Source organism: Luteibacter sp. (assembly GCF_009912395.1).
In the GTDB taxonomy this organism is placed as follows: domain Bacteria; phylum Pseudomonadota; class Gammaproteobacteria; order Xanthomonadales; family Rhodanobacteraceae; genus Luteibacter.
On record NZ_WNDO01000006.1, the window covers coordinates 110,459 to 136,030 of the forward strand.

Annotated in this window: 23 protein-coding genes and 1 pseudogene; 15 read left to right on the forward strand and 9 right to left on the reverse strand. The window is 64.6% G+C overall.

The window, feature by feature from the left end:
- The first annotated feature begins 173 nt into the window (after positions 1–173).
- The 4 genes from GAK28_RS08170 (at position 174) to GAK28_RS08185 (ending at position 6,794) form a co-directional block, all read left to right on the forward strand.
- Positions 174–4,919 (forward strand): hypothetical protein, encoded by a 4,746-nt coding sequence (locus tag GAK28_RS08170; RefSeq protein WP_343161848.1) that lies wholly within the window; start codon positions 174–176, stop codon positions 4,917–4,919.
- A gap of 231 nt (positions 4,920–5,150) precedes the next feature.
- Entirely contained in the window at positions 5,151–5,450 is a 300-nt protein-coding gene (locus tag GAK28_RS08175) for a PadR family transcriptional regulator (RefSeq protein WP_291776948.1), read from the forward strand.
- Entirely contained in the window at positions 5,447–6,055 is a 609-nt protein-coding gene (locus GAK28_RS08180; RefSeq protein ID WP_291776950.1) for a hypothetical protein, read from the forward strand. Before GAK28_RS08175 ends, GAK28_RS08180 begins: the two co-directional genes overlap by 4 nt.
- 34 nt (positions 6,056–6,089) lie before the next feature.
- Complete coding sequence (locus tag GAK28_RS08185; protein WP_291776952.1) at positions 6,090–6,794, forward strand: DUF3108 domain-containing protein; 705 nt, start codon at positions 6,090–6,092, stop codon at positions 6,792–6,794.
- A 23-nt stretch (positions 6,795–6,817) separates the two neighbouring features.
- Here GAK28_RS08185 and GAK28_RS08190 read toward each other — a convergent pair whose 3' ends face one another.
- Positions 6,818–7,165, reverse strand: a complete 348-nt coding sequence (locus GAK28_RS08190) for a helix-turn-helix domain-containing protein (RefSeq protein WP_291776954.1) — start codon at positions 7,163–7,165, stop codon at positions 6,818–6,820.
- Positions 7,166–7,266: 101 nt separating this feature from the next.
- Here GAK28_RS08190 and GAK28_RS08200 point away from each other — a divergent pair.
- Positions 7,267–8,320 (forward strand): annotated as a pseudogene (locus GAK28_RS08200) (MDR family oxidoreductase).
- Positions 8,321–8,360: 40 nt separating this feature from the next.
- Here the strand turns inward: GAK28_RS08200 and GAK28_RS08205 are convergent.
- Together GAK28_RS08205 and GAK28_RS08210 are read right to left on the reverse strand one after the other, a co-directional pair.
- Positions 8,361–8,540 carry a CsbD family protein gene (locus tag GAK28_RS08205; RefSeq protein ID WP_291776961.1) on the reverse strand — a complete coding sequence of 60 codons (180 nt, stop codon included), beginning with the start codon at positions 8,538–8,540 and terminating at the stop codon, positions 8,361–8,363.
- A gap of 128 nt (positions 8,541–8,668) precedes the next feature.
- Positions 8,669–10,183: a helix-turn-helix transcriptional regulator gene (locus tag GAK28_RS08210; RefSeq protein WP_291776963.1), complete on the reverse strand. Its 1,515-nt coding sequence runs from the start codon at positions 10,181–10,183 to the stop codon at positions 8,669–8,671.
- Positions 10,184–10,340: 157 nt separating this feature from the next.
- Between GAK28_RS08210 and GAK28_RS08215 the strand changes: the two genes are divergently transcribed.
- Complete coding sequence (locus tag GAK28_RS08215) at positions 10,341–11,303, forward strand: hypothetical protein (protein ID WP_291776965.1); 963 nt, start codon at positions 10,341–10,343, stop codon at positions 11,301–11,303.
- Between the two features lie 90 nt (positions 11,304–11,393).
- On the opposite strand, the gene GAK28_RS08220 is transcribed toward GAK28_RS08215, so the two are convergent.
- On the reverse strand, positions 11,394–13,799 hold the full coding sequence (locus GAK28_RS08220) for a di-heme oxidoredictase family protein (protein ID WP_291776966.1): 2,406 nt from the start codon (positions 13,797–13,799) through the stop codon (positions 11,394–11,396).
- Positions 13,800–14,025: 226 nt separating this feature from the next.
- Here GAK28_RS08220 and GAK28_RS08225 point away from each other — a divergent pair, with 226 nt between their 5' ends.
- Positions 14,026–14,745 (forward strand): hypothetical protein, encoded by a 720-nt coding sequence (locus GAK28_RS08225; protein ID WP_291776968.1) that lies wholly within the window; start codon positions 14,026–14,028, stop codon positions 14,743–14,745.
- 22 nt (positions 14,746–14,767) lie between these two features.
- Here the strand turns inward: GAK28_RS08225 and GAK28_RS08230 are convergent, their stop codons facing one another.
- Together GAK28_RS08230 and GAK28_RS08235 are read right to left on the reverse strand one after the other, a co-directional pair.
- Entirely contained in the window at positions 14,768–15,268 is a 501-nt protein-coding gene (locus GAK28_RS08230; RefSeq protein WP_291776970.1) for an SRPBCC domain-containing protein, read from the reverse strand.
- On the reverse strand, positions 15,246–15,608 hold the full coding sequence (locus GAK28_RS08235; protein WP_291777212.1) for a metalloregulator ArsR/SmtB family transcription factor: 363 nt from the start codon (positions 15,606–15,608) through the stop codon (positions 15,246–15,248). Before GAK28_RS08235 ends, GAK28_RS08230 begins: the two co-directional genes overlap by 23 nt.
- A gap of 124 nt (positions 15,609–15,732) precedes the next feature.
- On the opposite strand from GAK28_RS08235, the gene GAK28_RS08240 reads away from it, so the two are divergent.
- Genes GAK28_RS08240 through GAK28_RS08255 form a run of 4 tightly spaced genes read left to right on the forward strand, consistent with a single transcriptional unit; the run spans position 15,733 to position 19,584 of the window.
- Positions 15,733–16,224, forward strand: a complete 492-nt coding sequence (locus GAK28_RS08240; protein WP_291776972.1) for a MarR family transcriptional regulator — start codon at positions 15,733–15,735, stop codon at positions 16,222–16,224.
- A 12-nt stretch (positions 16,225–16,236) separates the two neighbouring features.
- Positions 16,237–18,363: an FUSC family protein gene (locus tag GAK28_RS08245; protein WP_291776974.1), complete on the forward strand. Its 2,127-nt coding sequence runs from the start codon at positions 16,237–16,239 to the stop codon at positions 18,361–18,363.
- Positions 18,353–18,550: a DUF1656 domain-containing protein gene (locus GAK28_RS08250; protein ID WP_291776975.1), complete on the forward strand. Its 198-nt coding sequence runs from the start codon at positions 18,353–18,355 to the stop codon at positions 18,548–18,550. The genes GAK28_RS08245 and GAK28_RS08250 overlap by 11 nt, the downstream gene beginning before the upstream one ends.
- Before the next feature lie 11 nt (positions 18,551–18,561).
- On the forward strand, positions 18,562–19,584 hold the full coding sequence (locus tag GAK28_RS08255; RefSeq protein ID WP_291776977.1) for an HlyD family secretion protein: 1,023 nt from the start codon (positions 18,562–18,564) through the stop codon (positions 19,582–19,584).
- 91 nt (positions 19,585–19,675) lie between these two features.
- Here GAK28_RS08255 and GAK28_RS08260 read toward each other — a convergent pair whose 3' ends face one another.
- Positions 19,676–20,266 (reverse strand): GNAT family N-acetyltransferase, encoded by a 591-nt coding sequence (locus tag GAK28_RS08260; protein WP_291776979.1) that lies wholly within the window; start codon positions 20,264–20,266, stop codon positions 19,676–19,678.
- The gene (locus GAK28_RS08265; RefSeq protein WP_291776981.1) at positions 20,267–20,473 is read right to left on the reverse strand and encodes a DUF465 domain-containing protein; all 207 of its coding nucleotides are present in this window, start codon (positions 20,471–20,473) and stop codon (positions 20,267–20,269) included.
- Between the two features lie 99 nt (positions 20,474–20,572).
- On the opposite strand from GAK28_RS08265, the gene ttcA reads away from it, so the two are divergent.
- From ttcA to GAK28_RS08285, 4 genes are all read left to right on the forward strand, one after another.
- Positions 20,573–21,445 (forward strand): tRNA 2-thiocytidine(32) synthetase TtcA, encoded by an 873-nt coding sequence (ttcA, locus tag GAK28_RS08270; RefSeq protein WP_291776983.1) that lies wholly within the window; start codon positions 20,573–20,575, stop codon positions 21,443–21,445.
- A 36-nt stretch (positions 21,446–21,481) separates the two neighbouring features.
- Entirely contained in the window at positions 21,482–22,669 is a 1,188-nt protein-coding gene (locus GAK28_RS08275) for an amino acid aminotransferase (protein WP_291776984.1), read from the forward strand.
- Between the two features lie 76 nt (positions 22,670–22,745).
- Positions 22,746–23,654, forward strand: coding sequence for a recombination-associated protein RdgC (locus GAK28_RS08280; RefSeq protein ID WP_291776986.1), 909 nt, complete (start codon positions 22,746–22,748; stop codon positions 23,652–23,654).
- Between the two features lie 60 nt (positions 23,655–23,714).
- Positions 23,715–24,482, forward strand: coding sequence for a YgjP-like metallopeptidase domain-containing protein (locus tag GAK28_RS08285; RefSeq protein WP_291776988.1), 768 nt, complete (start codon positions 23,715–23,717; stop codon positions 24,480–24,482).
- A 66-nt stretch (positions 24,483–24,548) separates the two neighbouring features.
- Here GAK28_RS08285 and GAK28_RS08290 read toward each other — a convergent pair whose 3' ends face one another.
- Entirely contained in the window at positions 24,549–25,544 is a 996-nt protein-coding gene (locus GAK28_RS08290; RefSeq protein ID WP_291776990.1) for an alpha/beta fold hydrolase, read from the reverse strand.
- Between the last annotated feature and the right edge of the window lie 28 nt (positions 25,545–25,572).

Here is a 25,572-nt window from a genome sequence, read left to right on the forward strand (position 1 = left end):
CCGGCTGGTGGTCGAATATCCTTGGTTGCAGCGCTTCAGGCAACAAGGCGAATGCCGTAATGGCCCTGGGTACGTATGCAAATGCCTCGAGCACGGGGGCTATGGCGATGGGCTTCGGGGCAAATGCAGGGAATGGGACGGCATTTGGAGCTTGGGGAGCACTGGCCGTTGGTATGGACGCATCGGCGACGGGGTTGCGATCCGTTTCCATCGGTACGTTCAGCATGTCCAACGGCGCAGGAAGCGTAGCCATTGGGGGTAGCGATACCGATCCGAATAGCACCGTAGGTGCCGGTACGCTGGGCGCAAGGGCGTTGGCGGATAAATCGGTTGCGTTGGGTAGCAGGGCGTTCGTCGACACGACGGCCCCCTCGGGCGTGGCGATCGGCGCCTCCGCTTCGGTGGCCACGGACAGCAGCATTGCTATCGGTGCGAACGCCCTGGTCGGGGCTTCACAGGGTGGTTCGCTGACTGTTCGTCGTACGGACGGCCTTGGCTGGCCCAGCAGCAATTCAACGGTTGTGAACTACTCGATGGCTATCGGCTATGGCGCCCAATCGACGGGGGCGTCGAGTGAGGCCATTGGTAGTAACAGTATCGCTAGCGGCGCTCAAAGTCTCGTCTTTGGTCACAGCGCCGTAGCCAGTGGCCAAAGCGGCCTGGCCCTGGGGCAAGCCGCCTATGCGACGGGGGCCTCGTCTATCGCGCTTGGTCGGATGGGTGTCGTGACGGGCGATCTTGCCATGGCGCTAGGAAACGTCGCCACCGCCACGGGGGTGGGCAGCGTGGCCATGGGCAACTCCGCCTATGCGAAGGGCGATCGCTCGCTGGCCTTGGGGGCGTCGGCGGCAGGCGGAGTCACGCAGGACACCACCACGAACACTCGGGCGGTCGGTACCGATTCCGTCGCCATCGGGACGACTGCTGCTGCGTTCAACGCCAATGGCGTGGCGCTTGGCCTGAATGCCAAGGCAGGTGCCAGTGGATCCACCACCACGACCAACGATACAGCCATCGGTAACGGCGCAGCGGCGACGGGGGGTAACTCGGTCGCACTCGGTACGGGCGCGAACGCGACAGCTACCAACAGCCTGGCTCTCGGAAGCAACGCCGCGGCGACTCGTGGTGCCCAGACGGGCTATGTCGGTTATGCGGTGGGCAGCAGCACGTCAGGCGGAGAGCTGAACGTCGCCAATAACGGCATCGGGCGTCAGGTGACCGGCGTGGCCGCTGGCAGCACCGGCACCGACGCCGTGAATGTGAGCCAGCTGAACCAGGTCGCTCAGAATGGCGCGGCGGCACTGGGCGGCGGAGCGACGCTCAATGCAACGACCGGTGTCTGGACGCTTCCGTCGTACGCGATCAACACCATCGGCTCGACGGGCGCCAACGGAGGTAGTACATCCGTCGCCAACGTAGGGGCAGCGCTTTCCGCACTGAACAGTGACGTGGTGAATACAGCGGCGATCGCAGTGAAATACGATGCGGTGGGCGGGAATGCGATCACGCTGGGCGCGACCGGTGGCACGGGTTCGACCGGTACGGTGAAAATCACCAACCTGACCCCGGCCGCACTCAACGCCACCAGCACCGATGCGGTGAACGGCTCGCAGCTGTATGCCACGAACCAGCAGCTCGGCAATATCGCCGGCGGCGGTGGCATCAAGTACTTCCATGCGAACTCGACGCTATCCGACAGCACCGCAACCGATACTAACAGTGTCGCGATCGGGCCGCAAGCGGTCGCCATCAATGCCAACGATGTCGCCTTGGGCAACGGCAGCACGACGGCCGCGCCGCATGCGGGTACGACCGCGTTGTACAACGGTACCGCCGCCGGGATCGCCAATGCCGCCAACGGCGTGATAGCGGTGGGTGGCGCAGGTACCGAGCGCCAGGTACAGAACGTCGCGGCGGGTGTTATTTCGAAGACGAGTACGGATGCCGTCAACGGCTCACAGGTCTATTCGCTGTCGGCAGGAGCCAATCAGCTCGGCGGCACGGTCGCCAGCATCCTTGGTGGTGGCGCTGCATACGACCCGAACACGGGTAGCCTTGGCGGATTCAGCCAGCCGATCAATACGATCAGCACGGTGGGTGCCGTGGGTGCGACCACGGCCCTGAGCACGGTGGCCGGCGCGTTGAGTGCGCTCAATACTAACGTCAACAACACGGCGAACATCGCGGTGAAGTACGACAAGGTCGGAGGTAATGCGATCACGCTCGGTGCGACCGGTGGCGCAGGCGCGACCGGTACGGTGAAGATCACCAACCTGGCGCCGGCGACGCTCAACGCCACCAGCACCGATGCGGTGAACGGCTCGCAGGTCTATGCGTTGTCGGCGGGTGTGAATCAGCTCGGTAACTCGATCGCCAACACTCTCGGCGGCAGTGCGGCGTATGACCCGAATACCAGCAGCGTGGTCGGGTTCAATCAGCCGATCAATGCGATCAGTACGGTGGGTGCCGTGGGTGCGACCACAGCCCAGGGCACGGTGGCCGGCGCGTTGAGTGCGCTCAACACCAACGTCAACAACACGGCAAACATCGCGGTGAAGTACGACAAGGTCGGAGGTAACGCGATCACGCTCGGTGCGACCGGTGGCGCAGGCGCGACCGGTACGGTGAAGATCACCAACCTGGCGCCGGCCGCGCTCAACGCCACCAGCACCGATGCGGTGAACGGCTCGCAGGTCTATGCGTTGTCGGCAGGTGTGAATCAACTCGGTAACTCGATCGCCAACACTCTCGGCGGCAGTGCGTCGTATGACCCGAACACCAGCAGCGTGGTCGGATTCAATCAGCCGATCAATGCGATCAGCACGGTGGGTGCCGTGGGTGCGACCACAGCCCAGGGCACGGTGGCGGGCGCATTGAGTGCGCTCAATACCAACGTCAACAACACGACGAACATCGCGGTGAAGTACGACAAAGCCGGGGGTAACGTAATAACGCTCGGTGCGACCGGTGGCACGGGATCGATCGGTGCGGTGAAGATCACTAATCTGGCACCGGCGGCGCTTAACACCACCAGCACCGATGCGGTGAACGGTTCGCAGCTGTATGCCACGAACCAGCAGCTTGGCAATATCGCCAGCGGCGGTGGCATCAAGTACTTCCACGCCAACTCGACGCTTACCGATAGCTCGGCGGGGGGAGTCAACAGTGTTGCCATCGGAGCGATGGCCGCCGCTACCGGCAATGCAAGCATCGCGCAGGGCTTCGATAGCCAGGCGACTGCGGACAGCTCCGTGGCGATTGGATGGAACAGCCAGGCCAACGCGATCGTATCGACGGCGCTTGGCGATGGGGCGAAAGTCACCGTGGCCAACAGTGTCGCCATTGGCTCGAATGCCGTGGCCTCGACGGGGGCGCAAGCTGACTACGCGGCGTTCGGCCTGAATTCCAGGCAAGCATCGTTCGGTGAGGTGTCCCTCGGATCGGTCGGTGCGGAACGTAAGGTCACGAACATCGCGGCGGGTAGCGATGCGACGGATGCGGTGAACGTGGCCCAGTTGAAGGGTGCGGCATCGAGCCTGGGTAACGCCGTGGCTAGCCACCTTGGGGGTGGCGCGGCATACGATTCGACGACGGGTACGATCACCGCACCGAGCTATAGCGTGCAAGGAGCCACATTCAGCAGCGTGGGCGGCGCGCTGGATGGACTGAACACCGGATTGACCAGCATGCAGAACCAGGTCGCCAGTATCAATAATGGCGCGGGAATCAAATATTTTCATGCCAACAGTGCCGGCAATGATAGCCTCGCCACTGGCACCGATAGTGTCGCGGTAGGTCCTTCGGCGGTGTCCGCAGGCGCACATGGCGTGGCGATGGGCGATGGTGCACAGGCCAGTCGAGATAACTCGGTGGCCCTGGGTGCCAACTCGACGACGTCCGTGGGTGCGCAGTCGAACTACACGGGCGCCTACATGGCATCCGGAAGCAGTCAATCGAACGGCGAGGTATCGGTAGGCTCTGCGGGCGCGCAAGGATCGTCGGCCACTTACCGCCAGGTGACCAACGTAGCCGATGGCTCGGGGTCCCACGATGCTGTCAACGTGCAGCAGTTGCAGGCGGGCGTAGGCAATGCCATCTCGCAGTCCAATGCCTATACGGACCAGCAGATCGGCAACGTTGTCAATAATGGAAGCAACGGTTCGTTCCGTACCAACGCCACCGGAGCGAACGGTGCGGTACCTGCTGCGGCCGGCGCCAACTCGGCGGCAGGCGGTGCTGGCGCGGTGGCATCGGCCACCAACAGCACCGCAGTCGGCAATAACGCCACTGCCACGGGCACCAACGCGATCGCGCTTGGTCAGGGCTCGGTAGCGAGGCGGGACAATACGGTTTCGGTGGGTGATGTTGGCAAGGAACGGCAGGTCGCCAATGTCGCCGCAGGCACGCAGGGCACCGATGCGGTCAACGTCAATCAGCTCAACACGATGAAGGCGGGTGGAGTGCGCTACGACCAGAATGCCGATGGCAGCGTAAACGCCAGCAGCGTCACCCTTAATCCAGGCAGCTCGCCCGCTACCGTACACAACGTGGCGGCGAGAACGGCGACGACGGATGCGGTCAACGTAGGTCAGCTCAGCAGTAGCATCAACCAGGTGCAGAACTGGTCCAAGAGCTACACCGACCAGCGCTTCGAAACGGTGAACAGGGACCTCAACAGGGTCGGCAACCGGGCCAATGCCGGTGTCGCTTCCGCGATGGCCATGGCGAGCCTGCCGCAGGCATATCAACCCAACCAGAATGCGGCGGCGGTATCGATGGGTAGCTTCCACGGAGAAACCGGCATCGCCATTGGCGTGTCGACCATCACGGAGAGCGGTCGCTACATACTCAAACTCAATGCCACGACCAACACCCGCGGCGATGCTGGCGTGGGTGTGGGGGCCGCGATGGTCTGGTGAGCCGTCTTCGCGATACATCCCCCCAGCGTGGCCGGGGGGGATGCCGATGGTCGTGGGGATCAACGCGACGAACCTCGCACTGCATCCGCGCCGGCTTCAATGCGGTCCGGGGCGAAGTTCATAGGACTTCCGCTTTCGGCCGCGCTCATCAGTAGCGGCGCTCATAGCGAGCACCGGGTCATGACTTTTCTCCCATTGCCGCCTTAACTCTACATATGTTGTAGTTGTGCCATGAAACGCCATCGTGCCCCCTCACCGCAAATGGAAACGCTGCTGGCCGTATTGGCCTCGGCACCGCGTGAGTGGTTCTACGGCTATCCCCTTATGAAGGCCGCCGGCTTGCAGTCCGGCACCTTGTATCCGTTGCTGGTGCGACTGGAGGCCAAGGGGCTCGTGGAGTCCGAGTGGCGGGAGCCCGAGCAGCCGGGCAAGCCGCCACGGCATGCCTATCGATTGACCTCCGCCGGTGTGGCGCTGGCGCGTACGGTGGTCGAGCGAGGGTCGGACCCCGACGGCGTGCGGGTGCCATGAAGCGTCGACTCGCCCGCCTGTTGATGTCGTGCGCGGTGCGCTGGTCGAGGCATCCATGGGCGGGCGAGGCGATGCGCGCGGAGTTTTGCGCGGCGGAGGAGGATGGCCAGGGTCTGCGCTTTGCCGTGGGTTGCGCGTGGGCTTCTGTGAAGGAACGGATCGATGGCCGTACCGCGATCGCACCCGGGTGGGCTCGACTCGCCGTGGCGATCGTCGTCATGGTTCCCATGGCCGTGTTCGAATTCGGTTGTGGATACCGGGGTATCCAGCTCGTCGTCACGGGGCAAGATCATTACTACGCGTCCCTGATATCCGGTGGTGCAACGGAACAGGCGATGGCCGAGGCGTATCGACGTGCCGCCAGCTTGATGACCACGTTGTTGCTCACCATGGCGATGTGCGAAACCGCGCTCGCGTGGAGCCTGATGCGTGGTCACGGGCATCGCGCGAGACAGATAGCGACCTGCGTGGTCGTCGCGGGACTCACGATGTCCACGCTCATCATGGCCCTCGGCGTCAACGGCGCGTCGCTCGCGCTGTATCTCTGCATTCCCGTCGCACAGTGGTGCGTCGTATCCCGGCTCGTTCCCGACGCCACGCGCTGAGCCCGACGTTTCGTCCCAACCTGGAGGTGTTCCGATGTTCGCAAGCCTTGCGATGTTGACCGTGGCCGCTATCACGACGCCCACCGTGCCCCTCGATGGCGCCCGTCTCTCGGCGGATAGTGCCTGCTACGACATCGTGGTTCGCGGCAAATCCGTGGGCACGACATGGCAACGTATCCGGCCAGCGGAAAAGAACGGGCGTGCGACGTGGGATATCGTCGTCCACCAGCGATTCGCCGATGGAAGCTTCGACATGCGCGATCATTTTGTCGTCGATCGGAAGACCATGCAGCCGCTCAGCCTGGAAAGCGACCGAGGCAAGGACACGACGGCCAAGGGGTGGCATCGCATTCGTATCGCCTATGGCGACCGCCATGCGAGCGGCACCCGGCAAACCGCCGAAGGCACCTCGCCCATCGATACGAACTTCGATCATGCGGTCTGGGACGGGAACCTATGGGGGCTTACCTTCACCGCGCTTCCGTTGAAGGAAGGCGCAACCTTCACCGTTCCGACATGGCAATACGACAAGGGCCTGGAACAACTTACCGTCAAGGTGGTGGGCAAAGAGATCGTGCATACGCCCAGCGGCGATGTATCTGCATGGACCGTGATGGCCGGCGGCTCCCCCGATCGGCTCGTGCATTACCGGATCGCGGTGGATGCACCTGCCGAGCTGGGCTACGAGGCGGGCCCGTTCGCACAGGTGCCGCGAGGCCCGTGCGTCGATCCTTCTTGAATCTCCGTTCCGGTTTGTTGCGGCTAGTCCATGGAGCGGGTCGTCAAGGTATCTCGATGAGCCTCGCCCCAATCACGCAACGCAAGTAATACGGGAACAAGGGTGCGTCCGAACTCCGAGAGCTCGTATTCGACCTTGGGCGGCACTTCGGGATAGACATGCCGAACGATCACGCCATCGGCTTCCAGTTCGCGCAACTGATTGGTGAGCATGGATTGCGTTGCATTGGGAACGCGGCGCGTGAGTTCCATGAAGCGCCGCTTCTCCTTCAGCAGATGAAAAAGGATGACGGGTTTCCAGACGCCGCCGATCACGGACAGCGTGACCTCCACGGCGCAACCGCTCTTACCGTCCCAACGTTTGGCGCGCATACGTACTCCGGAAAACCATAGTACCTACTGAAAATCGTCGTTCTTGTGACTACCAGGGTGCGAGCCTAGCATGGCGCCATCTCGTCACCGCAAGGCTCGTCATGACTTTCAAAGCGCTGCTTACCCGCAAAACGAACGATGGCGTTCATACCGAGTTGGTCGATTTCGACGAGGCCGACCTGATGGAGGGCGACGTCACGATCCAGGTCGAATACTCGACACTCAACTACAAGGATGCCCTGGCGCTATCCAATGAGCGTCCGGTCATTCAGCGATATCCGCTGATTCCCGGCATCGATCTTGCCGGCGTGGTGTTGGCATCGGGGCACGCCGATTTCAAACCGGGCGATCGCGTCGTGCTGAATGGCTGGCACCTGAGCCAGACGCATCATGGTGGTCTGGCGCAGCGCGCCCGCGTACGTGGTGAATGGCTGGCACCTGAGCCAGACGCATCATGGTGGTCTGGCGCAGCGCGCCCGCGTACGTGGTAAATGGCTCAACAAGCTTCCCGACAACCTTTCCACGCGCGACGCCATGGCCATCGGCACGGCGGGTTACACGTCCATGCTGTGTGTGCTCGCCTTGGAGGATGCCGGTGTGGAACCCTCCAAGGGCGACATCCTGGTCACCGGCGCCAATGGGGGTGTCGGCTCGATCGCCGTGGCGATTCTCTCCAAGCTCGGCTACCGCGTGGTCGCCGCCACCGGTCGGCCGGAGCATTCAGCTTACCTGCATGCCCTGGGCGCAGCGGAAATCTACGATCGCGACCGCCTTTCCGAACCGCGCGATACGCCGATGAGCACGGAACGCTGGGCCGGTGTCGTCGACGTGGCTGGCGGCCCGACGCTCGTCAACGCCATCGCCGAGAGGAAGTATCGGGGTATCGTGACGGCGTGCGGTTTGGCGCAGAGCGATGCGCTGGATGGTTCGGTGATTCCGTTCATCGTCCGCAACGTGACGCTCATCGGCGTGGATTCTGTCAACGCACCGCAGCCTGTCCGCCAGCGCGCCTGGGACCGTCTCGCGACGGATCTCGATCCTGGGAAACTCGAAAGCACCGTGCAGGTGATCGGCCTGGCAGACGTGCTGGACGTCTACCAGCAGATCATCCCGGGCAAGGTGCGCGGTCGCATCGTGGTCGATGTGAACGCCTGAACCTTGGCAGCGGCAAAGGGGATGCCGATGGCAGGGGTGATCAGCGCGACGAACCGCGCACCGCGTCGGCCGCCTTGCCGGCCTTGCGCTGCACCTTGCCAACGGTTTTCTCGGCCGTACCTTCCAGTTCGACACGTTTGTTGCCGGTCAGCTTGCCGATCGCTTCCTTGATCGAACCCTTGGCCTGGCGCACGGCGCCTTCGGTGCGATTCTTGTCCATGACATGATCCTCGTTGATAAGGGGCGTCGATCCTTCCGTGTGGAAGGTCGACGCGATCATGCTGCCAGGGTCCACAACGCCAGCCCACATGCGAATGCACCATGTGCACTGGTGCATTCGCGCCGGCTTCAGCGGCGTCGCCGCGGAGTGCGGCCCGGCGGGCCGGCTACGCCTCGTTCGCGCGCCCAGACGATGGCTTCGCTACGACTGTGCACGTCGATCTTCGAGTACAGGGCCGCCACGTGGTTGCGGACGGTGTTGGGCGAGAGGCCTAGCTCTGCGGCGATTTCCTTGTCGGCCAACCCTTCAGCGATATGGCCCAATACGTCACGCTCGCGGCCAGTCAGGTCGGCCAGGCCATAGCTGTCGTTCCCCTTCGGGCGGTTGGCCCGCCGCACGTTGGCCAGCTTTTCGAGCAAGGTCTGGCTGAACCAGGAGGCGTCTTGCATCACCGCTTCGATGGCGGTGACCAGTTCCATCTCGGTGCGCTTGCGGTCGGTGATATCCATCAGCGATATCAGGTAGCAGCGTACCTCGTGGATGGTCACCGTTTCGGCGGAGACCAGGCAGTCCAGGTGCCCGCCGTCCTTGCGTACCAGCGGATACTCGACGTTGAGCATGCTGCCGGTCGCTTCCAGCGTGCGACAGAATTGCTGGTACGCCTGTTGCGACGGAAACAGGCCTATTTCATGGATGGATTTGCCGGCGATATCCTCGCTGGCGTAGTGCGTGGTCTGCGTCACGGCATCGTTGATCTCGATGACCTGCATGGTTTCCGCCTGGCAGATGAGGCTCGGTACCGGCGTGATGCGAAACGCCTTGGCGAAGCGCTCCTCGCTTTGTCGTAGCGCCACCTCGGCGCGTCGGCGCGGTTCGAGATCCATGAAGGTGAACAGCATGCAGGATTCGTCGCCCAGTTCGATCGGCTGGCCGGCCACGACCACGCATTTCGTGGTCCCATCGGGAAGATTGAGCTCGGCCTGCATCTGCGGAATGGTCGCTCCTTCCGACAAGCGCTCCACCGCCAGTTCACGGCGATCCGCCATGGCCAATACATCCACTTCGAACACGCCCTTGCCGATCACCGCTTCGCGCGTGAAGCCGGTCATTTCCAAGAAGCCCTGATTGACCTTGATGTAGCGCTGGTCTTCCAGTCGGCAGATGATGGCCGGCGCGGGGTTGGCATTGAACGTACGCTCGAATCGTTGTTCGGCGCTTGCCCAGTCGCTGGCATCGGCCACGATCAGCACCAGGCAATCCGGATCGCCGTTGCTGTCGGTCAGCACCAGGCTGCGCACGCGATGCACCCATCGTTGCTCGTCGTCGTTGTCCCTTACCACCTCCACCACGACGTCCTCGAACACCTCGCCCGCGATCACGCGATCGATCGGATAACTCCCTTCCTGGAGTCGGTGGTTGTTGCGGTAGCGCAACTGGAAGCGCTGGCGGTACTCGGAGACGGTGGCGCCCAGTTCGGCCAGTTCAGAGGCGCCGTGCATGGTGAGGGCAGCCTCGTTGGCCCAGGTGATCGACTGGTCGGGTTCGATCAGGATGACGCCTTCGCTGAGCCCCGTGATGATTTGCTGGAGCTGCCGGCAATTGGTCGAGGTGGGCGGCGCGGTGGAGTCGGGGGAGGCGGACATGGCATACCAGGGAGGAAGGAGGGGGAGCCAGAAGCGTGCGGTCTGAAGGTAGTCGCGACCTGAGGCAAATGCACTAGCTCCCCTGGTGCAACTGTCTCAGGCGGCGTGGCTCGGCCGTGCGCACACTGATTCACCCCACCCATCGTGAGCTCAAACCATGGCCGTCATCACCACTCCCTTCCACCCGCGTCTCTCCTGGGGCGCCATTCTGGCGGGCTGCGCGCTGTCGCTCGTCACCTATCTCACGCTGAGCGTGCTGGGGACGGCGATCGGCGCGGGGAGCATCGATCCTCTTCACGAGTCCAACCCCGTGAGTGGCCTGGGCATCGGTGCCACGATCTGGCTGATCGCCTCCACGCTCATCTCGGTCGCCGTCGGCGCCTTCATCGCTGGCCGCACCGCGACCATCCGGGGCGGCCTGCATGGCTTGCTCTCGTGGGCGCTCATGTCCCTGGTGACGACCTGGCTGGTGGCCGCCTTGGCGACCAGCGCCGCCGGGGCCGTGACTGGCGTGGTCGGCAAGGGCGTGTCCCTGGCCGGTCAAGGCATCGCCGCCGCGGCGCCGTCCGTGGCGAAGGGTGTCAAGGATGAGCTTCAGCAGCAGGGCGTACAGATGGATTGGAACGACCTTCGCGGCCAACTGGACACCTTGCTCCGCCAGACCGGCAAGCCCGAGCTGAATCCGGACCACCTTTCGGCGCAGACCGATGCCGTGGCACAGGATGGCAAGTCCACGGCCGCGCAGGCCGCCCAGGCTCCGCAGGCGGCCGGCGACGAATTGAGCGCATGGTTCGATCGGGTTCGCTCGGCGGGCAAGCCGGCCATCGACGCCGCCGACCGCGACGCACTCGTGAACATCATCGCGGCGCGTACGGGCAAGTCGCATGACGAGGCGCAGCAGATCGCCGACAACTATGTCGCTACCTACAAGCAAGCCATGGAACGCTACGAAGAGCTGAAGCGCACCGCCGAGCAGAAGGCGCGCGAGGCGGCCGACGTCGCGGCCCGCGGTATTGCACGTGCCGCTTGGGGCACGCTGTTGATGCTTATTCTTGGTGCGGCCATCGCCTTCGCGGCGGGTACGCTGGGCCGCCGTAGCGATCCCATCGTCGAGGCCTGATCAAAGCGAAACGGACCGCCCCGGGATCGGGGCGGTCCGTTGTGCGGATGGGTCACATGAAGCAACGCGACCTATCGGCGAGCCGGACGATCAAAGCGATTGCAGGAACGCCAGCAAGGCCTGGCGGTCCGCCGCCGCAAGAGCCGCGAAACGCTGCTTCGCACGTTCGGCTTCGCCACCGTGCCACATCACGGCTTCAGTGAGGGTGCGGGCGCGACCGTCGTGCAGATAGCCGACCGTGCCGCCGGTGCCCATGACACGCTCCGTGTAGCCGATGCCCCAGAGCGGTGTCGTGCGCCACATCGAGCCGCTGGCGAGTCCTTCCGCATAGTTGTCCGCCAGGTCCGGGCCCATGTCATGCAACAGCAGGTCCGTATAGGGCTTGATCGTCTGGTCGCGCACTTCCTGGAACTCGTGGCCGGAGCCGGTCTTCATCTGCGCGGTGTGGCAGCTGGCGCAATGTGCCGACTTGAACACGGCTTCGCCGCGCGCGATCTTCGGCGGATCCACGTCGAGATACGGCAGCGGCGCCACGCCTTTGGGGAAGCCGCTTTCAACGCTGCGCTGCGCAGGCACGGCGACGAGCGAAAGGTACCGTGAAACGGCCTGCAGATCGGCGTCGGTGAGGCCTTTCTCGGCAGGTGCCGTCTTGCAGGTGGCCGGCCCGGACAGGCATTCCCGGCTTGGGAACACCGAGGTGGTCACCGACATGTCTTCCAGCAAGGCGGAGGCCGATTGGTGGCGCAGGCTGAACTTGCCGGCCTTCCAGCCGAAGCGGCCCAGCCTTACGGCACCGGTATCCGGATCGAAGACGAAGTTCGCCTGGCCTTTCACGCCATCCTCGTCGGGCGTGGCCCGGACGCGCGCAAGGATATCGGCTTCGGGAATGGCTTCGAGCAAGCCCAGGCCGATGATCGGCTGGGCCGCGCGCAGCGAGACGACCTGCGGGACAGGGCCGCTGAACGACAGCCGGGGCTTGCGCAGTTCGACGGACGTGCCGTCAGCCAGCGACACCGAATGCGTATCGAACCCCGCGACGCGGACACTGCGGCCCAGGTCCACCAGCTTGCCCTTGGCGTCGTAGGCGTTCATCTGCACCGTCACGCCATAGTTCGGATCGGGCAGAAGCTGGCCTTGCTGATCGTAGGCGCCCACGCGGACCACCATCTGGTCCACCTTCTGGTTCAGCGTCGCCGGCGCGGGGCTGCGGCCGTTGTTGACGTGGCAGGCGAAGCACGACGATTGATTGAAGCTCGGGCCTTGTAGTCCCACAACGTTCGGATTGCGATCGTTGCCCGGTTCGTTGTGGTCGCCGGTGGTCATGTTGCTATGGAGCAGGCGGCGGCCTTCGACGAAGCGCTGCATGTCCTGCATGCCGATATTGTTCTGCTGCTGCTGGAAGATGAAGGTGCTTCCGTCGCTGTAGTCGTAGGACACCGAGCCGGTGCCGCCTTGCAGCGTTTCATCCGGCAGCGGGGCGCTGTTCAAGCGCGGCTGTATGCCATACCAGGGACGCAACCCGGTGCCGACCACATAGGTCACTTCGGTCGTGTAGTAATGGAACGCGCCGTTGTCGCCCACGGCGGCCATGGCCTCCGGTGTCGAGAAGAAGGCCTGGGTGAACTCGACGGCATCGCCCACCTTCAGCGGACGACTGGGGACGTTCTTCCCGGGTACGAAGATCCCGGTCTCGCCGTTGGTGACGGCGAAGTCATAGAAGCGGGTGGCACCCGGAACGTTCTTGCTGGGGACGAGCACGCCGTTGGTGTCGTAGCTGAGGGCGTCATGTCCGGGAAAGCTGTTGACCGTTGCGCTGCATCCATCGTTGAGGCCGGTGTCCGGATGGAGCAGGGCACCGTTGGGCGGTCGCGGCACGACAGGGCAGTTGGCTTCATCGACACCGTAGAGCTTGGAATCCACGAGCTTGCCCGGGGACATCCAGCCGAAGCCGGTCACGCCGGGGCTGTCGAAGCGATGGAAGAACGAACGACCGCCAGCGCGCTGCGCTTCCTGGAAGTAGTTGTTGATCTTCAAGGTGGGAACGGTCACGCCGGCGACGCGGCTGTTGTCGATGATCTCGACGCCCCACGTGCGGTTCTGGAAATAGTTCTTCACGAAATCCAGATAGTGGCCCGGTCCCTTGTCAACGGGGTTGCCGGCCGCATCGACGGTTTCGTTTTTTCCGTAGCCGATTTCGGCCCAGCCTTCACCGCGTTCGCGGGCATGCCGATTCCTGCCCACCAGGCCGAAGCGGGTGACGAGCGTGCCGTCGGGCAGGGTGAACTGTGTCGACTCAATGGGCTCCGGCGACCCGGGCCACAAAGGCACCATGCCGGTGCCGTCGTGTGGAAACGGAAACGGCGACGTGGCGAGAGGGCGGGCGCCATCGGCGCGGGATTCGCCGCCGTAGGTTGTCAGCAAGGCGGCACCCACGAGGACCGTCAAGGCGCTGGCGGTGAGTCTGAAAAGCGGCAGGCGACCAGATCGTTGAGCCAAGACGTTCCCCTTAAACGTGTCGACATCGTGCGCCACGGTGGCAGGATCTTACGAGCCGGGCCGGCCGCATTGTGTCGATTCAGGCACGTTTTCGCAGTCTGCCTCCCGCCTTGGGAATCAGCTAGATTAGTACAACAACTAAGGACCCCACGGTGACAGGATGACGATGGCGAACGGAGGCCCGCGGACTTCGGCCCGCGACGTGGCCAGGGCGGTTTCGAGGCTGGTGCTACTTATCCTGACCGCCCATGCGGTGGCGTACTTTCTCCATGAATTCGCCCACGCGTTCGTCGCGTGGTTCCTCGATGCGAAGTCCAATCCGCTCGACCTCAACTACGGCGGTTTGTCGCCGGCCAATGTGCTCATGCAGGTCGATGTCGACGAGAACGTCGACTATGCGCCGCTGTTCGCATCGGGTCGTTCCTGGGCCATCGCCAGCATTGCGGCCGCAGGTATCGTGGTGGGCAATGCGTTACCGCTTTTTCTGTTGACTGCATGGATGCGCAGGATGCGAGCCGAGGCAAATACGCATCTCGGGCTCTTCGCGCTGTTCCTGGCGCTGATGTCCGCAGGCAACGTCTTCAGCTACATCCCGATGCGCGTGCTGGCCACGCACGGCGACATGGCGACAGTCGCCCACGCGTTTAACATGCCGGACTGGGTGCTGCTCTTGCTCGGCATCCCCTTGGCCGTGCTTACTCTTGTGGTCTTCTTCGGCCGGACACTCGCCTACGCTCGCCGATTCCTGGATCGGCTCCCTGCGTTGGACTCGGTCCTGCTGGTCAGTGCCATTCCTGCGGTCTACTTCGGATTCTTTGGCAGCGGTGCGGTGATCGGCGGAAGGTACGGCGATACGTCCGAACTCATGGGCCTCGCCTCATTGCTCGTGGGTCTCCCGTTGTCGGCGGCACTCATTGGCGGCCGTCATCGACAGGCGGTGGGGTAGGGCACCGCCTGTCGCGGAACCATCACGCGTTGTCGGCGAGCCAATCGTCCAACTGCGCGAACTGCTCGGGCAGGCCTTCCGCCGAACCGGCGAGGGCTTCCTCGAGGGCTTCTTTCGTGGGATAGATTTCGTGCAGGGTGACGTGCGTCTTGCCGTCATGCTCTTCGAACGTCACCGTGGTCACGGCGCCCTGGTAACTTTCTTCATTCGTCCATTGGATGCACTTGTCCGGGATTACTTCCTTGTACGTGCCGAAGAACGCCATCGGCTTCTCGAAAGCGGGATGACTGAACACGAGGCGATAGGTGCCTCCCGTGCGAATGTCCATGTCGTACGAGACCACGGACATGCCTGCGGACTTTGGAATCCACCAGCTGATAAATAAGTCCGGCGTGCTCCATGCCTTGAAGACCCGATGTACCGGGGCGTTGAACGTCCGGGTCACGATGAGCTCGCGGTCGGACTTGCGTTCGACCGTGGTGGGGTGCTTGGCGGTGGTACTAGCCTGATGTGCTTGGGTCATCGGTCTTCTCCTCGCGTTCCAGTGATTCGACAAGACGATCCAGCGCGTCGAAACGCGCGGTCCAAAGTTGACGGTGCTGCTCGATCCAGGCGGCTTCTTCTTCCAACTGGCGCGGTCCGAGCTTGCAGGTTCGGACGCGGCCGACCTTTTCCGTCGTCACGAGTCCCGCCTGCTCCAGGACGCTGACGTGCTTTTTCATGCCCGTCAGGGTCATGTGGAATCGCTGGGCCAGGTCGGTGATCGAGGCGTGCGAACCCGCAAGCTGTTCCAGCACGCCCCGGCGGGTGACGTCGGAGAGCGCGGCGAACGTGGCGTCGAGGCGAGTCTGATAGTGAACCATATGGTTCACTGTATGCCCCTGCATGAACGCTTGGCAAGTGGCCCTGCTTGCCTATTTGCTTCATGTATTGATATTTCAGAAATGAATAATATACTTCTGAGGTAAGTCGCCCCGGACCGTCCTGATGCCCGATTTCGCCCCCACCGAAGCCCGCCTGCTCGTCACCTGCAGCAAGTACCCGGCCTTTCCGCGCCAGGAAGCGGCGCTTGTCCGCCTGGTGAAGCACCTCTACAAGGAGCTGCACGACCAGGCCAATGCCTCCCTGCGGGAGTTCGGCCTGAACCACCCCGAGTACAACATCCTGATGATGCTGTACGGGTCGGCGGACAACGCCCTCAACCCGTCGCAGCTGGCCGACGCGGCCGGCGAGAAGTCGGCCAACGTCACCCGGCTGACCACCCAGCTCTGCGACAAGGGCCTGATCGCCCGCGCGGGCAGCGACGAGGACCGCCGCAAGGTCACCCTGACGCTCACCCCGAAGGGCGTCGAGACGATCGAGGGATTCATGCCGGACATCATCACGTTGCTTCACCGCCAGGCACGTAATCTGTCCGAAGGGGAGCAGGGGCAGCTCGAAGTCCTGCTCAAGAAAATGCTGGCCGGTTCCGGGGAGTAACGAGTACCCGTCATGTCGACCATGGACCCCACCAACACCGTCCCCGCCTTCCGCCAGGTGCTCGCCGAGAGCCTGCGCGAGGAAGCGAGCGTGTGGCTGTTCGTGGTGAAGACGCTCATTTCGTTCTTCGCCGCCGGCTGGCTGGCCATGCGCTTCGACCTTCCGGCACCGTCCACCGCCATGCTGACGACGATCATCGTCGCCAACCGGCAGTCGGGCATGGTGCTGGCGAAAAGCTTCTATCGCACCATCGGCACGCTGGCCGGCGCCACCGCCGCCATCGGCATCGTCGCCTCGTTTCCGCAGCAGCGTGACCTCTTCCTCGTCGCCCTGTCGCTGTGGATCGGCATCTGCGCGGGTGGCGCCACGCTGTATCGCAACTTCAAGTCCTATGCCTTCGTGCTGGCGGGCTACACCGCGGCGATCGTGGCCGTGCCGGTCATCGACAACCCGCCGGGCGTGTTCGACTCGGCCGTGTTCCGTATCAGCGAGGTGCTGCTCGGCATCCTGGTCAGCGGCGTGGTGAGCGATGTCGTCTTTCCCAGTCGCATGCGCGACGTGCTTCGTCGCACGGCGCGTGAGCAGTTCGCGCACTTCGTCGGTTTCGTGCGTGACAGTACCGAGGGTGCGATTCCGCGCGATGCGATGGAGAAGGCCCACCTGCGCTTCGTCCGTGCGGCGGTCACGCTGGAAGACCTGCGTAGCTCGGTGATCTTCGAGGACGCTGAGGCGCGTGTGCGCAGCAATCACCTGCGCCTGTTCAACCAGCGCTTCATGGCCGCGTCGACCAGCTTCCAGTCGCTGCATCACCTCATCAATCGCCTGAAGCGAGCGAAGCGTACGCGCACGGCCGATACGCTGGTGCGCCTGTATGCGCCGTTGGCCGACGCCTTGCAAGGTCCCATCGAGGCGGGTCTTGCGGCGCGTGTACTACTGCCACACCTCGTGACGGCGCGCGAGACGATGCGTCGCAACGCGCCGGAACTGCGTGCCACGCTCGACGATCCGCAGGACCTGCGCGACTTCGATACGGGTGCATCGCTGCTCAATCGTTTCGCCGAGGAACTGCATGCGTACATCGATGCGGCCGCCTCGTTGCAGTCGCCGCGCGTGGTCGCCGGTTCGGTGGAGCGCGTGAGCTTCGACCGTGGCAACGACTTCCTTGGTGCGGGCATCGCGACGTTCCGTACCACGCTGACGATGCTCATCCTCGGTGCGTTCTGGATCGAAAGCGCGTGGCCGATGGGCGCGAGCGCGATGCTGCTGGCGACGATCTTCGCTGGCCTGTTCGCGACCACCCCCAATCCCACCCGGGTCACCTGGGTCGTGATGCTCGGCTACCTCACGGGCATGGTGATGGGCTTCATCTGCCTGTTCTTTGTGCTCACGAAGATGGACGGCTACGGCTTGCTGGTGCTCGGCGTCGCGCCGTTTCTCGCCGTGGGCCTGGTCATGATGATGACGCCGAAGCTCGCTTTTTATGGTCTCGGCTGGGCCATGGGTTTCGCCTACATCCTCTCCCTGAAGAACGTGCAGACGTATGACCCGGCGCACTTCATCAACGACGCCATCGCGCAGGTGATCGGCCTGGGTGCAGCGGCGGTCTCCTTCGTGGTGATTCCGCCGGCCATCGGCAGCGCGTGGCTGCGCCGCCGCCAGCTGGCCCGCCTGCGCGGGCAGGTGGCCCTGGCCGCCGAGGCGCCGTTGCCGGGCCTGCGTCATCGCTTCGAGAGCGTGAACCACGATCTGGTCAGCCAGGTCGTGGCGCAGACCGAGCCGGGCAGTGCGGACTCGCGGGCGCTGATCGCCTGGGCGCTGGCCGTGCACGAGACCGGTCGCGCCTTGATCGAACTGCGTCACGACATGGGCCGCCGCGACGTGCCGGCCACGCTGCGCCCATATCTCGACGAATCGCTGCGCACGCTGGCCCGTTTCTACGAGAAGCCCGATGCGGCCGGCTACCTGCTCGCCCGCGACGCGGTGGCCACGGCCATCGCCAGCGTCGGCGAGCACGAGGGCCAGAACCACCTGCTCGAACACCTGCACCTCGTCCGGCTGGCCTTGCTCGACGGCGAGTCCGTCCTCGCCGCCTACATGCCGCAGGCCCCCCTCACCAAGGACATTGCCCATGCCTCGTGAACTCGCCCTCGGCGACGCCCTTGTTCCGGGGCTGCTCGTCCTGTTCGTCCTCGCGCTGTTGCTGCTCTGGCTGCTGGACGCGATCGCCGGTCGTTTCGGCCTGTACCGGCTGGTCTGGCATCCGCCGCTGTTCCGCCTGGCCGTCTTCGTCTGTGTCTTCGGCGCCTTCGCGCTGTTCCTGTTCTGAGTGAGAACGCCATGAAACTCGCCACCGTCGTCCGCTTCGCCGTCACCGCGGTCATCGTCGTCATCGCCGCCTTCGTCGGTCACGCCTTGTGGAAGCACTACATGTACTCGCCGTGGACCCGCGATGGTCGCGTGCGTGCGGAAATCGTGCGCATCGCCCCCGATGTCGCCGGCCTGGTCACCGATGTCCGCGTGGTGGACAACCAGACGGTGAAGAAGGGCGACCTGTTGTTCGTCGTGGATCGCGCCCGCTATGAGAACGCCCTGGCCCAGGCCAAGGCGAACCTCAACGCGGCCGAGGCGGCGGCGCGGGCCTCTGGCGCGAACATCAACGCGGCCTCGGCCAGCGCCTTGCAGAGCCGTTCGAACTACGAGATGTACGCCGCGCAGTCCGAGCGCCGCCAGAAGTTGATCAACAACGTCATCTCGGCGGAAGACAAGGCCAACGCCATGGCCGCCGCCAACGCCGCCCGCGCCGGCTGGCAGGCCGCGCAGGCCAGCACCAAGCAGGCCTCGGCGGCACAGCAGCAGTCGCTCGCCGCCGTCGCCCAGGCCGACGTGGAAGTGGCCGCCGCGCAGCTCAACCTGGATCGCACCGAAGTGCGCGCGCCGGTGGACGGCTACGTCACCAACCTCGACGTGCGCGTGGGCGATTACGCCAACGCCGGCGGTGCTCGCCTGGCGTTGATCGACAGCCATTCCTACTGGATCTACGGCTACTTCGAGGAAACCAAGCTGCCGGGCCTGCGCGTCGGCGACGCGGTGGATATCCGCCTGATGAGCGGCGGCGTGCGCCTGAAGGGCAGCGTGGAAAGCATCGCGCGCGGTATCACCGACGCCGATAACCCGACCGGCAGCGACCTGCTGGCCTCGGTGAATCCCACGTTCAACTGGGTGCGCCTCGCCCAGCGCGTGCCGGTGCGCGTGAAGATCGACGCGAACCACCTGCCGCCCGGCACGGTGCTGGCCGCCGGCATGACCGCGACCCTGGTGGTGCATCCCTCGGGTAGCGACACCCGCGTTGCCGAACGCTAACGCTGTTGAACGCTAACGCTGTTGTAGGAGCGCGCTTGCGCGCGATGGGTCGGAGTCGTGAACCCCATCGCGCGCAAGCGCGCTCCTACAGTTAACGGATGGCTAGACGGTTCAACCGCAACTGCAGCCAGCGATCCACGTCAGGCCACTCCGTAGCCAGGATGCTGTAACAAACCGTGTCACGCAGCGAGCCGTCCGGTCGACGCTTATGCGTCCGAAGGACCCCGTCGCGCTTCGCGCCGAGGCGCTCGATGGCCCGCTGGGAATCCAGGTTGAAGCCGTCCGTATGGAATTCCACCGCCACGGCGCCGACGCCCTGGAAGGCGTTGGACAGCAGCAGATGCTTGCAGGCGGTGTTGAGGTGGCCGCGCTGCCAGCGCCGGGCGTACCAGGTGTAGCCGATGGCCAGCCGGTTCGGGTCGGGCACGATGTCGTAGTAGCGGGTGGTGCCGACGATCTGGCCCGAGGTCTTCTCACGGACCGCCCAGGGCGACATCCGGCCTTCTTCCTGCCCGCGCAGGGCCGACTCCACGTAGGCGGTCATGCCACCCGGGGCCGGCACGGAGGTGAACCAGAGCCGCCACAGCTCGCCGTCGGCCGCCGCGGCCTCCAGGGCTGGGACGTGGTCGAGGGTCAGGGGCTCCAGGGCGACATGGGCGTTCTCCAGCCAGGTCGGCTCCATTCAGGCGTCCAGATCCGGGATCAGGCGGCTCTCGATGCGGGAAATGGCGTCCTTCAGCTGCAGCTTGCGCTTTTTCATGCGTGTCAGCTGGAGCTCGTCGCGACTGATCGTCTCGGCGAGCTGCTCGATGGCCGTGTCGAGCTGGCGGTGCTCGACTTTCAGCTCGGCGAGCATGCGATTGAGTTCGGAGGGATCCTGAACCTGCATGGCGGTGGGCCGGGCGTCTGGGGAAAGGGCAAGTTTACCTCCGGGCGCGCCGGTCCGCAGCGGCTACAATAGGGGGCCGCCCGCCCCGAAGCCTGTCCGATGTCCGCCTCCCCCGAAATCGCCCGCAAGCAGACCTACGAAGCCGCCAAGCTGGCCAAGCGCCTGCGCAGGCAGGTGGGCCAGGTCATCGCGGATTTCGGGATGATCGAGGACGGCGACAAGGTCATGGTGTGCCTGTCGGGCGGGAAGGACTCCTACACGATGCTCGATATCCTGCTCTCGTTGCAGGCCAAGGCGCCCGTGCGCTTCGAGATCGTGGCGGTCAACCTCGACCAGAAGCAGCCCGACTTTCCCGAGCACATCCTGCCGGAATACCTCACGGCGCGCGGCGTGCCCTTCCACATCATCGAGCAGGACACCTACAGCGTCGTCACGCGGGTGATCCCGCAGGGCAAGACCATGTGCAGCCTGTGCTCGCGCATGCGTCGCGGCGCGCTGTACCAGTGGGCATCGGCCAACGGCGTCACGAAGATCGCCCTGGGCCACCACCGCGACGACATCCTGGGCACGTTCTTCCTGAACATGTTCTACCAGGGCAGCCTGAAGGCGATGCCGCCCAAGCTGCTCTCGGACGACGGCCGCCACGTGGTGATCCGCCCGCTGGCCTACTGCCGCGAGGACGACATCGCCACCTACGCCGAGGCGAAGGCCTTTCCCATCATCCCCTGCAACCTGTGCGGTTCGCAGGAAAACCTCCAGCGCAAGGTGGTCAAGCGCATGATGGAGGAATGGGAAAAGAATCACCCCGGCCGCAGTGAGACGATCTTCCGCGCGCTGGGCAATATCGCGCCGTCGCAGCTGGCCGATCGCGGGCTGTTCGACTTCGCCGCCCTGGGCGCACGCGAAGGCGCGGCACGCGCCGACGCGCACGAATGGCTTTCCGGTGGCGACACCGGTGACGACAACGACTGATCCTTCCACCTTTTGACGCTTCAAGGCCTGCCGATTATGACCATCTTCTCCTCCGTCGAACTCGCCCCGCGCGATCCGATCCTTGGCCTCAACGAAGCCTATGGCGCCGACAACCGCGCCGATAAGGTCAACCTCGGCGTCGGCGTGTATTACGACGCCAACGGCCGTCTGCCGCTGCTCAAGGCCGTGCAGCAGGTCGAGGACGAGCGTGTGAAGGCCCATCTGCCGCGTGGCTACCTGCCCATCGACGGCATCGCCCTGTACAACGCCGGCGTGCAGAAGCTCCTGTTCGGCGAGGCCTCGCCGCTGCTCCAGGAGCGCCGCGTCGTCACCGCGCAGGCCCTGGGCGGCACGGGCGCGTTGAAGGTCGGTGCCGACTTCCTCAAGCGCCTGAGCCCGGATGTGCCGGTCGCCATCAGCACGCCGAGCTGGGAAAACCACCGCGCGCTGTTCGAATCCGCCGGTTTTCGGGTGGAGGAATACCCGTACTACGACGCCGCCACCCATGGCCTGAACCTCGACGGCATGCTCGACGCGCTGGGCAAGCTGCCCAAGGGCGCCGTCGTCGTGCTGCATGCGTGCTGCCACAACCCGACGGGCGTGGACCTCGGCACCGCCGACTGGAAGCGCGTGATCGACGTCGTGCGCGAGCGTGGCCTCGTGCCGTTCCTGGACATTGCCTACCAGGGCTTCGGCGACGGCATCGAGGAAGACGCCACCGCCGTGCGCCAGTTCGCGGACGCGGGCGTGTCGTTCTTTGTCGCCAGCTCGTTCTCCAAGTCGTTCTCGCTGTACGGCGAACGCGTGGGCGCGCTGTCCATCGTCACCGGTTCGCACGACGAGGCGGTGCGCGTGCAGTCGCAGCTGAAGCGCGTCATCCGCACCAACTATTCCAATCCGCCGACGCATGGTGGCTCGATCGTTTCGGCGGTGCTCAACCACGCCGAGCTTCGCGCGTCGTGGGAAGAAGAGCTGGGCGGCATGCGTCAGCGCATCCGCGAGATGCGCACGGGCCTCGTGCAGCGCCTGGCCAAGGTGGGCGACTTCGGCTTCATCGAGCAGCAGCGCGGCATGTTCTCGTACTCCGGCCTCTCGGCCGCGCAGGTGGACCGCCTGCGCGAGGAGTTCGGCATCTACGCCGTGAGCACGGGGCGCATCTGCGTGGCCGCGCTTAACGACGGCAACATCGACCGCGTCGCCGAGGCGATCGCCAAGGTCGTCTGACCGTTAGACTGGACCGTTTCGCCGGCGGGTGCCTGCACCCGCCACGGCCCTTCATTCGCAAGAGAATCCCCGATACATGTTCTTTCGCAACCTGACGCTGTTCCGTTTTTCCGCCACCGTGTCCGACGATCTCGAGCGCCTGGACGAAGCCCTGCCCGAACACCGCCTGCGCCCGGTCGGGCCCATGGAGCTGTCCACGCGCGGTTTCGTCTCGCCACTGAGCCGCAACGACGAGGCGCTGACGCACAGCGTGGGCCGCAACACGATGGTCACCGTGGGCAGCGAGGATAAGCTCCTGCCCTCGTCCGTCGTGAACGACGAGCTGGCCAACCGCGTGCAGAAGATCGTAGACGAGGAAGGCCGCAAGGTCAGCGGCCGCGAGCGCAAGCGCATGAAAGACGACGTCATGAACGAGCTGCTGCCCCGGGCCTTCGTCCGCAGCTCGCGCATGCGCGCCTACATGGACAAGAAGAACGGCTGGCTGGTGCTGGACACCTCCAGTCGCAAGTCGGCTGAGAACACGTTGAGCCAGATCCGCGAGGCCCTGGGCAGCTTCCCGGCGGTGCCCCTGGCACCGGAAGAATCCCCGCGCATCCTGATGACCCACTGGGTGGCCTCGGGCGACCTGCCGGCCGGCCTGGCCCTGGGTGACGAGTGCGAGCTGCGCGACCCGGCAACGGCCTCCGGCGCCATCGCCCGCTGCCGCCGCCAGGATCTCGACACCGATGAGATTCGTGAGCACCTGCGCACGGGAAAACAGGTGTTCCAGCTTGGTTTGGTCTTCGATGACCGCATTTCCTTCGTACTAGGCGAAGACCTGATCCTGCGTAAAATCAAGTTCACCGACGTCGTGCTCGACGAGCAGGCCGACAGCCACGAATCCGCCGCGGCCGAAATGGACGCGAACTTCACCCTCATGGCCCTCGAGTACGAGCGCCTGCTGGGCAAGGTGGAAGAGTGGTTCAAGCTGCCGCGTCCGGAGTAAGTCGCAGTCGGTGACACGGGTGGATGGGATGTTCGTCGGGATAGGCATGAGAACCGCGACATGGCATCAGACGATAGCGAGTGGCTTGAGCTCTCCACCCCCACCGGCGGCATCATCCGTGTGCTGAAGGCGGCGCATCCGCGTGCGCGCCGCCTTCGACTCACCGTCACGCCCAAGGGCGCGCGGCTCACGTACCCCAACGGGACGCATGCGGCGCAGATGACCGCCTTCCTGCGCCATCACGCCGACTGGCTCGAACAGAAGCTCGGCGAGTTCCATATGGATTCGACGCCGCTGCCGCGGCTGCGTGTCGGCGTGCCCACGACCTTTCCCTTTCGGGGCGAAGATGTCGCGCTGGACTGGGCCGAGGGCCCGTATCCGAAGGTGGAGCAGCACGAGGGCGGCCTGACGCTGGTGATCCCGGGGCCGCACAGTCGTGCGCTGCTGGTTGCGCGCGGGCTGTTGGCAAGCTATTTCGAGGCGCAGATTCGTCGCGACGTATCGCGCTGGTTGCCCGGCTACATCCCGCAGATCAACGCCGCGCCGACGGCGCTACGCATACGTCCGCTGAAAAGCCTCTGGGGCAGCCTCGATACGCGCGATCGCATCAACCTCGATCTCGCGCTGGCGCTCGCGCCGCCGGCGGCGTTGCGCTACGTGCTCGTCCACGAGCTATGCCACCTCAAGGTGCGCAACCACTCGCCGCGTTTCTGGCACTGGGTGGAGAACCTGCTGCCCGAACACAAGGAACAACGCACGTGGCTGCGCGCGCACGGCAGCGAACTGAAGATGCAACTCGACCGCCTGGTCGCCGACGTAGCCGACTAACGTTCAACCCCGCATACCCCTGTAGGAGCGCGCTTGCGCGCGACCCCACGGAGCCTCATCGCTGGGTCAATGCGCCAACGCAAAACTAGTCAACACCCGTGCCGTCTCCTCTGGCTTCTCCAGCATCGGCATATGCCCACACCCATTGAGGATCGTGGCGCCAATCGCCGGCGAGCTCTTCAACCCGCTACGCAGCGTATCGAGCGCCGACACGTCGATCAGCTTGTCGTCATGGCACCACAGGCCGATCACCGGCATGTTGAGCTTGCCGATCACCGGATCGAGCGCATAGGCCTGTTCCGGGCGCTTCAGCTCGTCGAAGGTGCGGGCGATGAAGTCGTGATCCTTGTGGTTGCGCGCGAGCAGCGCGTCTTCCACGCGACCCGGAAGATGCGGCGGCTTGAGGAACACGCGAGCCAGCAGCGCTTCGAGATCGGCGCGGTTTTCAAGCAGGAACGGATTCTTGCCAGCCTTCACGTCACGGGTGAAATCGTTGTCCTTGAAGGTGAGGCCGAGCGAGCTGACCAGCGCCAGGCTGGCCACGCGCTGCGGATGCTGCTCGGCGTAGACACCGGCGATGGCGCCGCCCATGGACTGGCCGACGAGCATGAAGCGCTGGGCGCCCACGGCGGCGAAGAACGGTTCGAGACGAGCCGCCTGTGCGGGAATGCCATAGTCGCCGCCGTCGTTGCGCGACGATTCGCCCCAGCCGGGTAGATCCGGGACGATTACATGGAAGTGCCCGGAGAGATTCTTGATCATCTCCAGCCACACTTCCTTGTTCGACGCGAAGCCGTGGAGCATGACGATGGTCGGGCCTTCGCCGCCCTCGTAGTACGACCAGGTCGTATCGCCCGCCACGACGGTCTTCTTCTCCACGTGCGCCTGCATCGCCATGCGGGCGGCGTCCGCCTTGAGCAGCAGCTGGGGCGCGAACAGGTAGACCAGCCCGGCACCAAGACCCAGCACGAGGGCCACGACGACGAGAAACTTCAGGCGGCGCAGGAGCAGGCGCTGCCAGAGGGGGCGGGTACTGGGGGAGAGGGAGGGGGACTTGGCCATGGGGAGTGACAATCCGTACAAAGGACGC